The organism is Streptomyces aurantiacus (assembly GCF_001418335.1).
Classification (GTDB): Bacteria; Actinomycetota; Actinomycetes; order Streptomycetales; family Streptomycetaceae; genus Streptomyces; species Streptomyces aurantiacus.
The window spans coordinates 13,543-27,553 of sequence record NZ_LIPP01000198.1 but is presented as its reverse complement, the minus strand read 5'-3'; the positions used below and the strand labels follow the sequence as shown (position 1 = coordinate 27,553).

General features: G+C 70.1%; 12 protein-coding genes and 1 rRNA gene. 2 read left to right on the top strand and 11 right to left on the bottom strand.

Going from position 1 to position 14,011, the window contains the following annotated elements; all coding sequences use genetic code 11:
• Together AOK01_RS25135 and AOK01_RS25130 are read right to left on the bottom strand one after the other, a co-directional pair.
• A 16S ribosomal RNA gene (locus AOK01_RS25135) occupies window positions 1-183 on the bottom strand; the annotation flags it as partial.
• Window positions 184-817: 634 nt separating this feature from the next.
• On the bottom strand, window positions 818-1,825 hold the full coding sequence (locus tag AOK01_RS25130; RefSeq protein ID WP_055515447.1) for a stage II sporulation protein M: 1,008 nt from the start codon (window positions 1,823-1,825) through the stop codon (window positions 818-820).
• Between the two features lie 117 nt (window positions 1,826-1,942).
• Between AOK01_RS25130 and AOK01_RS25125 the strand changes: the two genes are divergently transcribed.
• Window positions 1,943-2,857, top strand: coding sequence for an RDD family protein (locus tag AOK01_RS25125; protein WP_055515445.1), 915 nt, complete (start codon window positions 1,943-1,945; stop codon window positions 2,855-2,857).
• Window positions 2,858-2,892: 35 nt separating this feature from the next.
• Here the strand turns inward: AOK01_RS25125 and AOK01_RS25120 are convergent, their stop codons facing one another.
• From AOK01_RS25120 to AOK01_RS25085, 9 genes are all read right to left on the bottom strand, one after another.
• On the bottom strand, window positions 2,893-3,546 hold the full coding sequence (locus AOK01_RS25120) for a hypothetical protein (protein WP_055515443.1): 654 nt from the start codon (window positions 3,544-3,546) through the stop codon (window positions 2,893-2,895).
• A gap of 81 nt (window positions 3,547-3,627) precedes the next feature.
• Entirely contained in the window at window positions 3,628-5,085 is a 1,458-nt protein-coding gene (ahcY, locus tag AOK01_RS25115; RefSeq protein WP_055515441.1) for an adenosylhomocysteinase, read from the bottom strand.
• A gap of 317 nt (window positions 5,086-5,402) precedes the next feature.
• The gene (locus AOK01_RS25110) at window positions 5,403-6,380 is read right to left on the bottom strand and encodes a cation diffusion facilitator family transporter (protein WP_055515439.1); all 978 of its coding nucleotides are present in this window, start codon (window positions 6,378-6,380) and stop codon (window positions 5,403-5,405) included.
• Between the two features lie 183 nt (window positions 6,381-6,563).
• On the bottom strand, window positions 6,564-7,739 hold the full coding sequence (gene manA / locus AOK01_RS25105; RefSeq protein WP_055515437.1) for a mannose-6-phosphate isomerase, class I: 1,176 nt from the start codon (window positions 7,737-7,739) through the stop codon (window positions 6,564-6,566).
• Between the two features lie 58 nt (window positions 7,740-7,797).
• Window positions 7,798-8,925, bottom strand: coding sequence for an SIS domain-containing protein (locus AOK01_RS25100; RefSeq protein ID WP_055515435.1), 1,128 nt, complete (start codon window positions 8,923-8,925; stop codon window positions 7,798-7,800).
• A gap of 73 nt (window positions 8,926-8,998) precedes the next feature.
• Complete coding sequence (locus tag AOK01_RS41595; protein ID WP_079103719.1) at window positions 8,999-9,169, bottom strand: Trm112 family protein; 171 nt, start codon at window positions 9,167-9,169, stop codon at window positions 8,999-9,001.
• A 315-nt stretch (window positions 9,170-9,484) separates the two neighbouring features.
• Window positions 9,485-10,873, bottom strand: coding sequence for a phosphomannomutase/phosphoglucomutase (locus AOK01_RS25095; RefSeq protein ID WP_055515433.1), 1,389 nt, complete (start codon window positions 10,871-10,873; stop codon window positions 9,485-9,487).
• Between the two features lie 160 nt (window positions 10,874-11,033).
• Window positions 11,034-12,650, bottom strand: coding sequence for an L-lactate permease (locus tag AOK01_RS25090; protein ID WP_055515431.1), 1,617 nt, complete (start codon window positions 12,648-12,650; stop codon window positions 11,034-11,036).
• 177 nt (window positions 12,651-12,827) lie between these two features.
• A complete protein-coding gene (locus tag AOK01_RS25085; RefSeq protein ID WP_055515429.1) occupies window positions 12,828-13,205 on the bottom strand; it encodes a DUF3499 domain-containing protein in 378 nt (125 codons plus the stop codon).
• A 353-nt stretch (window positions 13,206-13,558) separates the two neighbouring features.
• Between AOK01_RS25085 and AOK01_RS25080 the strand changes: the two genes are divergently transcribed.
• Window positions 13,559-14,011, top strand: a complete 453-nt coding sequence (locus AOK01_RS25080; RefSeq protein WP_079103718.1) for a metallopeptidase family protein — start codon at window positions 13,559-13,561, stop codon at window positions 14,009-14,011.

The following is a 14,011-nucleotide window of genomic DNA, read 5'->3' as shown; positions in this document are numbered from 1 at the left end:
AGTGGAAGTATCATCCGGTATTAGACCCCGTTTCCAGGGCTTGTCCCAGAGTGAAGGGCAGATTGCCCACGTGTTACTCACCCGTTCGCCACTAATCCACCCCGAAAGGCTTCATCGTTCGACTTGCATGTGTTAAGCACGCCGCCAGCGTTCGTCCTGAGCCAGGATCAAACTCTCCGTGAATGTTCACCGGTAATCCGGTTCACACCATGAGAGCGGAACAGTCGACCGGAATAAGGAAGACTGTTCACAGCGTCCTCGCTGATGCGCCTACCGTGCTTGCGCCCGGCAGGACTTTTTCAAAGGAACCTCCACCCACCACGATGTGGTGGACGGGGTATCAACATATCTGGCGTTGATTTTTGGCACGCTGTTGAGTTCTCAAGGAACGGACGCTTCCTTCGTACTCACCCTCTCGGGCTTTCCTCCGGGCGCTTCCCTTCGGTCCTGCTGTTCTGCTTGTGTTGCTGTCTTACGTTTCCAACCTTACCAGATCCGTTTTCCGTTCCGTTTCCGGTCGGAATTCATTTCCGGTGGCCAGTTGGTAGGCCTTGCCTATTTGATTGCCTGGTGGCTCTCTTTCGGCGAGTCCGACTTTATCAGAAGTTTTCGACCGGCCTGACCGGCCGCTCAATTCCTGAATTATCGGGAGGTGCTCCACTGGAATCGAATTCCAGGGAGCTGACAGAGATTAACTGCCGCCGCCGAACTTGTCCAGCTCTAGGCAACTGTTCAAATCTACCTCCCCACTCATCCCGTGTCAACGGTTTTTGTGGGGCGAGGAGGAGACTAGCAGCCTGGCCGGTGCGCCTGCACATCAGGCCGCGGTCGGTACGGAGGCACTGCGCTCCGCCTCCTCGACGTCACCCGTCTCGCCGGCCCGCGCCGCGCGACCGCCAAGGACGTAGACGTAAGCGAGAAAGACCAGTTCGGCGGCTATGCCTATGCCGATGCGGGCCCAGGTCGGCAGGCCGGAGGGGGTGACGAAGCCTTCGATGGCGCCGGAGACGAAGAGGACGAGGGCGAGGCCTATCGCCATGCCCAGGGCGGCGCGGCCTTCCTCGGCGAGAGCCGCACGACGCGTGCGCGGGCCCGGATCGATGACCGTCCAGCCGAGCCGCAGTCCGGTGCCGGCTGCCACGAAGACGGCGGTCAGCTCCAGGAGGCCGTGCGGGAGGATCAGGCCGAGGAAGGTGTCGAGGCGGCCCGCCGAGGACATCAGGCCAAGGCCCATGCCCACGTTGAGCATGTTCTGGAAGAGGATCCAGATGACAGGCAGGCACAGGAAGGCGCCGAGAACCAGGCACATCGCCGCCGCCTGGGCGTTGTTCGTCCACACCTGGGCCGCGAAGGACGCCGCGGGGTGGCTGGAGTAGTACGTCTCGTACTGGCCGCCGGGGCGCGTGAGCTCCCGCAGCTCGCTGGGGGCCGCGATCGAGGACTGGACCTCGGGGTGCGTTCCGATCCACCACCCCAGGAGGACGGCGAACGCGGTGGACAGGAGCGCGGTCGGGACCCACCAGTGGCGTGACCGGTAGACCGCGGCCGGGAAGCCGTGCGTGAGGAAGCGGGTGACATCGCGCCAGGAGGCTCGGCGAGTCCCTGTCACAGCACTGCGCGCGCGGGCCACCAGTTGACTGAGACGGCCGGTGAGCTGGGGGTCCGGGGCACTGGACTGGATCAGGGAGAGATGCGTCGCCGTGCGTTGGTAGAGGGTGACCAGTTCGTCGGCCTCCGCGCCGGTGAGTCGGCGCCGGCGGCGGAGGAGTGCGTCGAGCCGGTCCCACTCTGCCCGGTGGGCGAACACGAAGACGTCGAGGTCCATCGGGTTGGCTGCTCCTCGGCTGCTGGTCGTGTGGTCAGCTTGTCGCACTGCGGCGCGTTGTGCCTCAGCTTGGCAGACTGGCTGTTCTCAGGGCAGTTCGGGGAAGGACGGCGGGGCATGAGTGAGCTTGTGACGGGCGAGGCGGTGGCGCTGGAGCTGCGCCCCGCGAAGTTGCCGAGCCGGGTACTGGCCGTGGTGCTGGACCTGGTCGTGGCGGTGGCCGCCTATGTCGCCGTGATGATTGCCCTGGTGCTGTCCACGGCCGGTCTCGACGCGGCGGCGCAGGCAGCCGTGTCGATCGCCGCGTTCCTTCTTCTGCTGGTCGGCGGGCCGATCGCGGTGGAGACCCTCAGTCACGGGCGCTCGCTGGGGAAGCTGGCGTTCGGGCTGCGGGTGGTGCGGGACGACGGCGGACCCATCCGGTTCCGGCACGCGCTGGTGCGCGGGGCGGTCGGTGTGGTCGAGATCCTGATGACGTTCGGGGTCGTGGCGTGCGTCGCGTCGCTCGTGTCGGCGCGGGGACGGCGGCTCGGTGACGTGTTCGCGGGAACCCTGGTCGTACGGGAACGCATACCCGCCGGCCGTACGTCCTTCGTTCCGCCTCCGCCGCCGTGGCTGTCGGGGCGGTTCTCACAACTTGATCTGTCCGGTGTTCCGGACGGGCTGTGGCTGGCCGTCCGGCAGTACCTGACGCGGATGCAGCAGCTGGACCCGCAGGTCGGCTGGGCGATGGCGGAGCGGCTCGCGGCCGATGTCGCCGAGCGCACCGGGGCGCCGGCGCCGCCCGGTGTTCCGCCGGCGGCGTTCCTGGCGGCCGTGATGCAGGAACGGCAGGCGCGGGAGGTGCGGCGGGCGGCCCCGGTCCAGCATCCGGTTCAGCGCCCGTTCGAGCGGCCGGTTCAGGCGGCGGCGCCCTATCCCTCGGCGCCTGTGGCTCCCCCCGCGCATGCACCGGCGAGTACACCGGCCCCGCCCGTCGTCCGGGAGACCGGCGCTGAGCGCCCCGCCACCGGGTTCGCCCCGCCCGCCTGATCCCCGGCCCCGCCCGGTCCTGCCCGGCGCCGTCGTCAGGTGAAGACCGACGGCGGTGATTCGAGGTCTTCCAGCTCGATGCCGGGGGCGGAGAGCACCACGTCGCCGGAGATGTGCACGGTGTGCTGCTCACCGGTGTCCAGGGCTGTGACCTGGTATTCCTCCACGGCCAGGGGGCCGTTGTCAGTGGCGTGTGCTTCTCTCGTGAGCAGGGCCCAGGACTGGTCGAGGGTGCGCGGGGCGAGGACCGGGTCCGTGAAGGCGACGAGGCGTACACGCGTGGCGGAGGCATCGGGGGTGAGGCGCAGCAGGCGTGCGGTGGCGATGAGGAAGCCGGGGGACGAGCCGGTGAAGGCGTGGGCGCGGACATTGCCTTCGGTGGCGTGATCTCCGGTGGGGTCGGTGCGGACCCAGGTGACGCCGTCGAGGGCGGCGGCGCGGACCTGCCAGCCCGACGCGTGGAGTTCCAGGCGGATGGGGCGGCCGCGGTCGTCGAGGGCGAGGTCGACGGAACCGGCGGCTGTACCGGCTCGGGGGGCGCCCCCGGGCGTCGTGGACGCCGTGCCTGAGGGGGTGGTCAGTTGGGAGACGTAGCGCCAGCCGGAGGGTCCTGGCGCGCAGTGGAACCGTTCTTCGGCGAGGGGGGTGTGGTCGTGCGGGTCATGGAGCGAATATCGGCCGCGGGGCATGGTGGCTCGGGTCCTCGTATGGGGCAGGCCCCCGCCGGTGAGAGCGAGGGCCTGCCGGTAACCGTCCGGTGAGCGCTGGGCTCAGTAGCGGTAGTGGTCCGACTTGTACGGGCCCTCGACCTCGACACCGATGTACGAGGCCTGCTCGGGGCGGAGCGTCGTCAGCTTCACGCCGAGTGCGTCGAGGTGGAGGCGGGCGACCTTCTCGTCGAGGTGCTTGGGCAGCACGTAGACGTCGGTCGGGTACTCCTCGGGCTTGGTGAACAGCTCGATCTGGGCCAGCGTCTGGTCCGCGAACGAGTTGGACATCACGAACGACGGGTGGCCGGTCGCGTTGCCCAGGTTCAGCAGGCGGCCCTCGGAGAGGACGATGAGCACCTTGCCGTCGGGGAACCGCCAGGTGTGGACCTGCGGCTTGACCTCGTCCTTGACGATGCCCGGGATCTGCGCGAGGCCGGCCATGTCGATCTCGTTGTCGAAGTGGCCGATGTTGCCCACGATCGCCTGGTGCTTCATCTTGGCCATGTCCGAGGCCATGATGATGTCCTTGTTGCCGGTCGTGGTGACGAAGATGTCGGCCTTGTCGACGACCTCGTCGAGGGTCGTGACCTGGAAGCCGTCCATCGCCGCCTGCAGTGCGCAGATCGGGTCGATCTCGGTGATGATCACGCGGGCGCCCTGACCGCGCAGGGACTCCGCGCAGCCCTTGCCCACGTCGCCGTAGCCGAAGACGACGGCGGTCTTGCCGCCGATCAGGACGTCGGTGGCGCGGTTGATGCCGTCGATCAGGGAGTGGCGGCAGCCGTACTTGTTGTCGAACTTCGACTTGGTGACGGCGTCGTTCACGTTGATCGCCGGGAACAGGAGGGTGCCGTCGCGGTGCATCTCGTAGAGACGGTGGACGCCGGTCGTGGTCTCCTCGGTCACGCCGCGGATCTCCGAGGCGAGCTGGGTCCACTTCCGCGAGCCGTTGGAGATCGTCCGGTTGAGGACCTCAAGGACGACGCGGTGCTCTTCGTTCTCGGCGGTGTCGACGGACGGGGCCTTGCCGTCCTTCTCGTACTCGACGCCCTTGTGGACGAGCATGGTGGCGTCGCCGCCGTCGTCCAGGATCATGTTCGGACCGCCGGAGGGGGTGTTCGGCCAGGTCAGCGCCTGCTCCGTGCACCACCAGTACTCCTCCAGGGTCTCGCCCTTCCAGGCGAAGACCGGGATGCCCTGGGGGTTGTCGGGCGTGCCGTTCGGGCCGACCGCGATGGCGGCCGCTGCGTGGTCCTGGGTGGAGAAGATGTTGCAGGACACCCAGCGGACCTCGGCGCCCAGGGCGACCAAGGTCTCGATCAGGACGGCGGTCTGCACGGTCATGTGCAGCGAGCCCATGATCCGGGCGCCGGCCAGCGGCTGGGTGGCGGCGAACTCCCTGCGGATCGACATCAGGCCGGGCATCTCGTGCTCGGCGAGGGTGATCTCCTTGCGGCCGAAGTCGGCCAGGGAAAGGTCGGCGACCTTGAAGTCCTGTCGGTTGGCGACAGTGGTCATGCGAGCTGCTCCTCGGGTTGGGACGAGGTCGGATTCGGCTGGTCTGCGCGGCGGCGGGCACGGTGAGCGCCCCACGGGCACACGAATGCCCGGTGCCTTGCGCAACGCAGTCCGTCGGAGGCCCTCTCTCCCTCGGCCGACCCCTTGGGGCCGCCCGACCGCCATCAGCAGCGACGTCTGGCTCGGTTACGAATCTACACCGATCGGAGCAGTGGGCCCCAGCCCGCCTGCGAACAGTTCAAGCAGATTTCGAGGGTCCGGCAGACCGGGACGAGAGGTGCCAGGCCCGGGCAACCTCGGGCAACAGGGACCGGAGGTCAGTGTTCGGCGGTCGGTACGGGGCCGCCCGGTGAGGCCTCCCGGTCCGCGCCCTTGGTGGCGTCGGACTCGTTGTAGATGTCGGGTTCGAGGTAGATCACGCGGGCGATCGGGACGGCTTCGCGGATGCGGGACTCGGCGGCGTTGATCGCCGAGGCGACCTCGGCGGCCGTGTCGTCGTGCTGGACCGCGATCTTGGCGGCGACCAGCAGTTCCTCGGGGCCGAGGTGGAGCGTGCGCATGTGGATGATGCCGGTGACCGTGTCGCCGTCGACGATCGCGGCCTCGATCTTCTCGACCGCTTCGATGCCGGCGGACTCGCCCAGGAGCAGCGACTTGGTCTCGACGGCCAGGATGATCGCGATGATGATGAGCAGGATGCCGATGCAGAGGGTGCCGATGCCGTCCCAGACGCCGTCGCCCGTGGCCAGTGCCAGGCTCACACCGCCGAGGGCGAGGACGAGGCCGACCAGTGCGCCCAGGTCCTCAAGGAGGACGACCGGCAGCTCGGGGGCCTTGGCGTGGCGTACGAAGTCCTTCCAGGACTGCTTGCCGCGCGTGTGGTTGGACTCCTTGATGGCCGTCCGGAAGGAGAAGGACTCGGCGATGATCGCGAAGACGAGGACGCCCACCGGCCAGTACCAGTGCTCGATCTCGTGCGGGTGCTTGATCTTCTCGTAGCCCTCGTAGATGGCGAACATGCCGCCGACGGAGAAGAGGACGATCGAGACGAGGAAGGCGTAGATATAGCGCTCGCGGCCGTAGCCGAAGGGGTGTTGCGGGGTCGCCTCGCGTGTGGCCTTCTTGCCACCGAGGAGCAGCAGGCCCTGGTTGCCGGAGTCGGCGAGCGAGTGCACGGACTCGGCGAGCATCGACGACGAACCGCTGAAGAGGAACGCCACGAACTTCGCTACCGCGATCGCGAGGTTGGCGGCGAGTGCCGCCACGATCGCCTTGGTGCCGCCTGACGCGCTCATGTGTTCCCGACGTCCCTTCGTCTGTCACTCGGCTGCCGCCCGGCCGCTGTCAGGCCGCTGTCACGCTGCCTGGCGCCGGGCGCGCTTTGCCTGCCCTTTGCGGTGGGCCATTGTTGCAGCCCGGGTCCGCCATGGGGCGCCAGGCCGTCACTGTGATTCCCTCAGAGCTCTCTCAGGGCTCACTCAGACGACGACCGTGGCCCGGAAAACCGTCCCGCTCCCGGACACTTCGACCTTTTCGCCCGCCGGTACGAAGACGGAACCGCCGGGAGCGAGCGTGCTGGCGGGACTGGTGGTGGGCTCAGGGTCGCCCGTCCGTACGGAGCCCGCCGTGCAGAGCAGGATCTGCGGGGTGCGGCAGGTGAGGTCGTGGGCGGGGCCGCCCTCCGGGAGGACGTACCGGGAGAGGCGGAACTCGTCGATGGGGGTCTCGTAGACCTCCTCGCCGTCGGGGGACGCCTCGGGGCGCAGTACGCCCGGGTCGCCCGCCTCGAAGCGGACGATGCGCAGGAGTTCGGGGACGTCGACGTGCTTGGGCGTCAGTCCGCAGCGCAGCACGTTGTCGGAGTTGGCCATGATCTCGACGCCGAGGCCGTTCAGATACGCGTGCGGCACTCCGGCGCCGAGGAACAGGGCCTCGCCGGGCTGCAGTCGGACGTGATTGAGGAGCATCGCGGCGACGACACCGGGGTCGCCCGGGTAGTGGTGGGCGATACCGGCGTACGGGGTGTGGGCGCCGCCGAGCCGGGCGCAGGCCGCGGCGGCCTCGGTGACCGTGGTGGCCATCAGCTCGGGGTCCGCGGTCAGTACGGCGGTCAGTACCTCGCGCAGCGCGGAATCTTCGGGGCGGGCGTGCAGCAGATCGACGTACGGCTTCAGGGAGTCGACATCGAGGGCCGAGAGCAGCTCGGCGGCCTCCAGCGGGGCGCGGAATCCGCACAGGCCGTCGAACTCCGTGAGCGCGCAGATCAGTTCGGGCTTGTGGTTGGCGTCCTTGTAGTTGCGGTGCGGTGCGTCGATCGGGACGCCGCGGCGCTCCTCGTCCGCGTACCCCTCCTTGGCCTGGGCGAGGTCGGGGTGCACCTGGAGGGAGAGGGGCGCGCCCGCGGCGAGGATCTTCAGCAGGAACGGGAGGCGCGGGCCGAACCTGGCGACCGCCTCGGTGCCCAGCTCGCGCTCGGGGGCCGCGTCGATCACCTCTGTGAGGGGGCCGCGGGGGGTGCGTGAGGGTGCGCCCGGGTGGGCGCCCATCCACATCTCGGCCTGCGGCTCGCCGGTCGGCTGCGTGCCGAGGAGCCGCGGGATGGCCGTCGTGGAGCCCCAGGCGTAGGGGCGGACGGTGTTGTCGAGGCGGTCCATGGTGTGTCTTCTTCTCCGTGCGTCCGTGCGTGCCCTGGTCAGCCTCTGTACGGGCGGATCAGGCCGTCGAGGCGAGTGCCAGGTAAACGGCGGTGAAATCCGTGATGGCGATCAGTTCGGCGAGGGTTTCCAGGTCGCCGCCCTCCTCCGGTTCCAGTTCGCTGATCGCCGTGTCATGGCTGAAGGCCAGCTCGCGGGCGGCGGGGGCGGCGGTGCGGCCTCCGGCCGGGCGGTCGCGCAGCAGGACCACGCGCGCGTGGATGACCTGTGCCTCCTCGACCCGGTCGCGGAAGAAGTCGTCGGGGTCCGCGCTCGCCGCCAGCGCGCCCGCGAGGAGAACGCTGTGCGCGGCCAGCGCCTCGGGCAGCTCGGCGGTGAGTGCGGGCCGCCCGGCGAGTTCGGCCAGGGCGGCGACGAAGCGGCGGCCCGCGGGGCCCGCGGAGTCGCCCTCGGTCCAGATCACCGGGAGCGCCTCGGAGAGTTCGGCGGCGAGCGTCTTGGCCGGATTGCTGTACGTCGCGATGGCGGGGCCGCAGCGCTCGGCCACCCGGTCGAGCCGGTCGGCGACCTTCTGCAGGGTCTCGGGCGGAGCGGACAGCAGGCCGGTGCGGTCGAGCAGCGCGAGCAGCGGGGTGAGCAGCGCCCACAGCGAGCCGGGGGCCGAGGCGGTGGCGGGGGCCTGCGGTTCGTAGGGCGCGGTCGCCATCGGGACGGTGAGTCCGTGGGCTCCGGCGACCGCGTCGGTCAGCGGGCTGCCGGACGGGCTGACGGCGACGACGGTGAGCCCGCGCCGGTAGGCCTGCTCGACGAGGAGCGAGAGGCCGGGCTCGCTGCCGTCGGGCGTGGCGATCAGGAGCAGGTCGACGGGGCCGGCCCAGCCGGGGAGTTCCCAGAGCAGGGCGCCCGCCGCGGGGGCCACGCCGCGGGGCGTGAGCCGGGTGACGGGGCAGGCGGCGCCGGCGAGCGAGCCGAGCAGGTCGGCGACGCAGGTGGCGGCGAGTCCGGGGCCCGCGGTCAGGATGGCGCGGGGGCGGCCGTCGGGCTTGAGCTCGGCGATCCCGGCCTCGTTGGCGTGCCGGACGGCGGTGCGTACGCGGGCGCCCGCCTCGGCGGCGCCGCGGAGCAGGTCCCGCCGGTCCGCGCGGGCCAGCGCCTCCTGGTCGTCGAGGAGTGTTTCGTCGAACATGGTGGGCAGCCTCCGGACACCGGGCGAGGGTCGCTTCTACGTGTCTACGTGTCTACGTCAACTCGGTGGGGTCCTACGCGGGGCGGCGGGCCTCGTCGACGAGGAGGACCGGGATGCCGTCCCGGACGGGGTAGGCCAGGCCGCAGTCCTGGCCGGTGCAGACCAGCTCGGTCTCCTGCTCCTTGAGGGGGGCGTGGCAGGCCGGGCAGGCGAGGATCTCCAGAAGGCCGGCTTCTAGCGGCATGTCAGGTCCCTTCGGGGGCGGAGCTGGGATGTGGCCTGGTCAGGGTACCGCTGTGGAGGGCTGGGCGCGGGGGGTGTTCGCCCCCGCCGCCCCTACCCTTCCCGTCACTACTGGGGGCTGCCGCCCCCAGACCCCCGCTATCGCGCTGAACGCGCTCGTCCTCAAACGCCGGACGGGCTGAAAGACACAACGCAGGGCGCACAGCGGGCTGAAAGGCAGGGGCGCAGCCCCGCCGTTCAGGGGCGCGGGGAACTGCGCGACCAGCCCCCACCCACCCGCAGCCGACACACCCGCACCCGCATCCACTAAAGCGTGTCAGCTTCTGATGATCGTCAGTACCTCGTCGCGGACCCTTGCCATCGTTGATTCGTCGCGGGCCTCCGCGTTCAGGCGCAGGAGCGGTTCCGTGTTGGAGGGGCGGACGTTGAACCACCAGTCGGCGGCGGTGACGGTGAGCCCGTCCAGTTCGTCGAGGGTGATGCCCTCCTGGCCCTCGTACGCCGTCCTGATCGCGGTGAGGCGGGCCGTCTGGTCGTCGACCGTGGAGTTGATCTCGCCGGAGCCTGCGTAGCGGTCGTACTGGGCGACGAGGGCCGAGAGCGTGCCCTCCTGGCCGCCGAGGGCGGCGAGGACGTGCAGGGCGGCCAGCATGCCCGTGTCGGCGTTCCAGAAGTCCTTGAAGTAGTAGTGCGCGGAGTGCTCACCGCCGAAGATCGCGCCGGCGGTGGCCATCTCCGCCTTGATGAAGGAGTGGCCCACGCGGGTGCGTACCGGCGTGCCGCCGTTCTCGCGGACGACCTCCGGGACCGACCAGGAGGTGATCAGGTTGTGGATGACCGTGCCCTTGCCGCCGTGCCTGGCCAGCTCGCGGGCGGCGACCAGGGCCGTGATCGCGGACGGGGAGACCGGCTCGCCGCGCTCGTCGACGACGAAGCAGCGGTCGGCGTCGCCGTCGAAGGCGATGCCGAGGTCGGCGGACTCCTCGGGGACGCGCTTCTGGAGGTCGACGATGTTCGCCGGGTCGAGCGGGTTCGCCTCGTGGTTCGGGAACGTGCCGTCCAGTTCGAAGTACATCGGGACGAGTTCCAGGGGCAGGCCCGCGAAGACGGTCGGGACGGTGTGCCCGCCCATGCCGTTGCCCGCGTCCACCACGACCTTCAGGGGGCGGATCGACGTCAGGTCGACCAGCCCGCGCAGGTGCGCCGCGTAGTCCTCCAGCGAGTCCCGCTGGGTGACCGTGCCCGGTGACGTGCCCGGTGTCGCGCCCGGTATCCCTTTCGGCGACGGGGCTTCCGAGTCGAGCCAGGACTCGACGAGCTCGCGGATCTCGGTGAGGCCGGTGTCCTGGCCTACGGGGGCCGCGCCCGCCCGGCACATCTTGATGCCGTTGTACCGGGCCGGGTTGTGCGAGGCCGTGAACATCGCGCCCGGGAGGTCGAAGGCCCCCGACGCGTAGTACAGCTGGTCCGTCGAGCACAGTCCGATCTCGGTCACGTCGACGCCGCGCGCCGCCGCCCCACGTGCGAAGGCCCGCGACAGACCGGGCGACGAGGGGCGCATGTCGTGCCCGGTGACGATCGCCTCCGCGCCCGTCACCTGTACGAAGGCCGCACCGAACAACTCGGCCATCGGCTCGTCCCACTGGTCCGGGACCACCCCGCGTACGTCGTACGCCTTAACGAGCTGCGACAGATCAGCGGTCACGGCCAACCTTCCTGGAGTCCTCAAGGGTGACCCAAACTACCCGCACGGACTGACAGTGGGCCGAGCGGGACCTGACCGGGCACATGGGGACATCTCACACGGACTCCCGCGTCGACCGGCGCGGACCTCTGCGTCGACCTCGCGTCGACTTCACGTCGGCCTACGGAAGCATCCATTCCAGGACGGGTGAGCTCTGTCCGACGACGATCAGGCACATGACCAGCAGGAGGCCGAGGCTCCACGGGAGCACCTTGCGCAGCAGGTCCCCCTCGCGGCCCGCGAGCCCGACCGCCGCGCAGGCGATGGTGAGGTTCTGCGGCGAGATCATCTTGCCCAGGACTCCGCCCGAGCTGTTGGCCGCCGCGAGGAGTTCCGGGGAGAGGCCCGACTGCCTCGCCGCGGTCACCTGGAGGGCGCCGAAGAGCGCGTTCGCCGAGGTGTCCGATCCGGAGACCGCCACACCGAACCAGCCGAGAACGGGTGCCAGGAAGGCGAGTCCCGCGCCGGCCGCCGCCACGAAGTGGCCGATCGTGGCCGCCTGTCCGGACAGGTTCATGACGTAGGCGAGCGCCAGGACGGAGGTGACGGTGAGGATCGCGAACCGCAACTCGTGGACGGTGGCCGCCCATTCCTTGAGCGCCACGCGCGCGTGCACCCCTAGTACGACCGCCGTGCACACCCCGGCGAGCAGCACCAGCGTGCCTCCGGTGGACACGATCGGCCAGGTGAAGACGTTGCCGCCGACCGGGTCGCCGTCCGGGTTCACGACGTTGAGGAAGGGCCAGTCGAAGACGCGGGTCGTCTTCGCCAACTGGTCCTTCAACGGCGGGATCTGGGCCACGGAGAAGATCACGACGATCAGCAGGTACGGGGCGTACGCGCGCAGCACTTCGCGGCGCGGGTCCTCCTTGTCCAGGTCGTCGCTGCGTACGCCGGTCAGGACCGCGGCCCGCACGGGTTCGGCGACCGGCCTGCGCGCGTGCGGCACCGCCATCAGCGCGGCCGCTCCGGCCAGGGCGGCCCCGATGTCGGCGAGTTGGGGAGAGACGTAGTTGGACGCGGCGAACTGGGCGACGGCGAAGGCTACTCCGCATGCCGCCGCCGGCACCCAGGTCTCCCGCAGGCCGCGTCGCCCGTCCACCAGGAAGACGAGCACCAGGGGCACCACCAGGGCGAGCAGCGGCGTCTGCCGGCCCACCACCGAGGCGACGGTGTCCAGTGGCAGGTCGGTGACCTGGGCCAACGTCACGACCGGTGTACCCATCGCGCCGAAGGCGACCGGCGCGGTGTTGGCGACGAGCGCGACCACCGCGGCGCGGACGGGATCGAAGCCGAGCGCGACGAGCATCACCGAGCAGATCGCGACGGGCGCGCCGAAGCCCGCGAGGGCTTCCAGGAGCGCGCCGAAGCAGAATCCGACGACGAGCGCCTGGATGCGCGGGTCGTCGGAGAGCCGTCCGAAGGAGCGGCGCAGGATGTCGAAGTGCCGGGTGTGGACCGTCATCCGGTACACCCAGAGGGCGTTGACGACGATCCACAGGATGGGGAAGAGACCGAACACCGCTCCCTGGGCGGCGCTGGAGAGCGTCTGGCCGACCGGCATGCCGTACGGGAGCCAGGCGACCAGAGCCGCGGCCGCGAGGCCGATGAGGCCGGCCAGGTGGGCCTTCATGCGGACCCCGCCGAGCAGGACGAGGACGATGACGAGGGGCAGGGTCGCGACGAGCGCGGAGAGGCCGAGCGAGTCGGCCACGGGCTCAAGTTCCTGGACGTACACGGAGCCTCCCCCGATTCCGCTGTGCGGAAATCAATTTCTCATCAGCCGGGGAAAATGGTCGTGTCCGCGACAAGCGCGCGTCAATGGTCGTGCGCCACTCAATGAAACGCGCACCGAACGCACACAGGAGTACGGGACGAAGTCCCGTACGGTGAAGCGGCTTTGCGGACGTCCGGCTCAGGAGTCCGGTGAGCGCAGGACCCGCAGGTGGCCGCGGCGGGCGACCTCCATCGGGTCCGCGGCGCGGGCGTTGCCGCCACCCGCCTGTGCGGCACGCTCCTGCGGGCGGGCCGCCTCGCGGACCGCGTTGGCGAGCGCTTCCAGGTCGTCACCGCTGGGGCGGGAGGGAGCGGAGCCGTCGGCGAGCCTGACGACCTCCCAGCCGCGCGGGGCGGTGAGGCGCTCGGAGTGCTCGGCGCACAGGTCGTAGCAGTGGGGTTCGGCGTAGGTGGCGAGCGGGCCGAGGACCGCGGTCGAGTCGGCGTAGACGTACGTCAGCGTCGCTACGGCGGGACGGCCGCAAGCGGTGCGCGAACAGCGACGTACAGGGCTCACGATGTTGGACGGTACCGCACTCCTGAACGGACCGCGACGACGCTCCCCCCGGTCACTCCACCGTGTCGCCGCACGATGCCCTGTGACTCCCGTCCCGAGGGGTCTCCGGCGGGCCTCTTTGACCTGCGCGTACGGGTGTTGACGAGATGCCGGGCAGGCCGGGAAGTGATCGGGAGTCGGCGCGAACTCTGTCAATTACCGTGACTTCTGTGACCCCGGAGGTTACGAAAACAAGCCCGCGCCTGGCCGGAATGATCACCCCGAGACATGCCGGAGACATGTCGCCGGCTCCTGGCGGGGACCCGTTCCGGGTGCGGGCGGGGACAGGGCGCGGGGACTACGCTTCGTGAGTGATGGACAACCCCGTACCGCCCCGTCCCGCCGAACCCAGGCCCCGCCGTCGTGATCGACACGGGCGAGGTATGCGTGGACCGGTGGCGCCACCGCAGGTGCCCCTCTCGGCCAGTCGCTCCGAGGTGTTCGCGGATCTGGTGCAGGACTCCGTGGAGCGGCTGGAGCGACGGTGGCCGCAGCTCTCCGACATCGAGTTCGTGGTGCTGGAGGTGCCCCGGTTCGATCCGGCCGGTGACGAGGGCTGGGGCGACGAGGCGGTGCCGCTGGGCGGCACGACTCCCGCGCACGCGGACCGGCCCGCCCGGGTCATCGTCTACCGGCGCCCCGTCGAGATCCGCACCAAGGGCCGCGACGAGCGGGCCGCACTGGTGCACGAGGTCGTGGTGGAGCAGGTCGCCGAGGTGCTGGGGCTGACCCCGGAGACCGTCGATCCCCGGTACGGGGAGGACTGA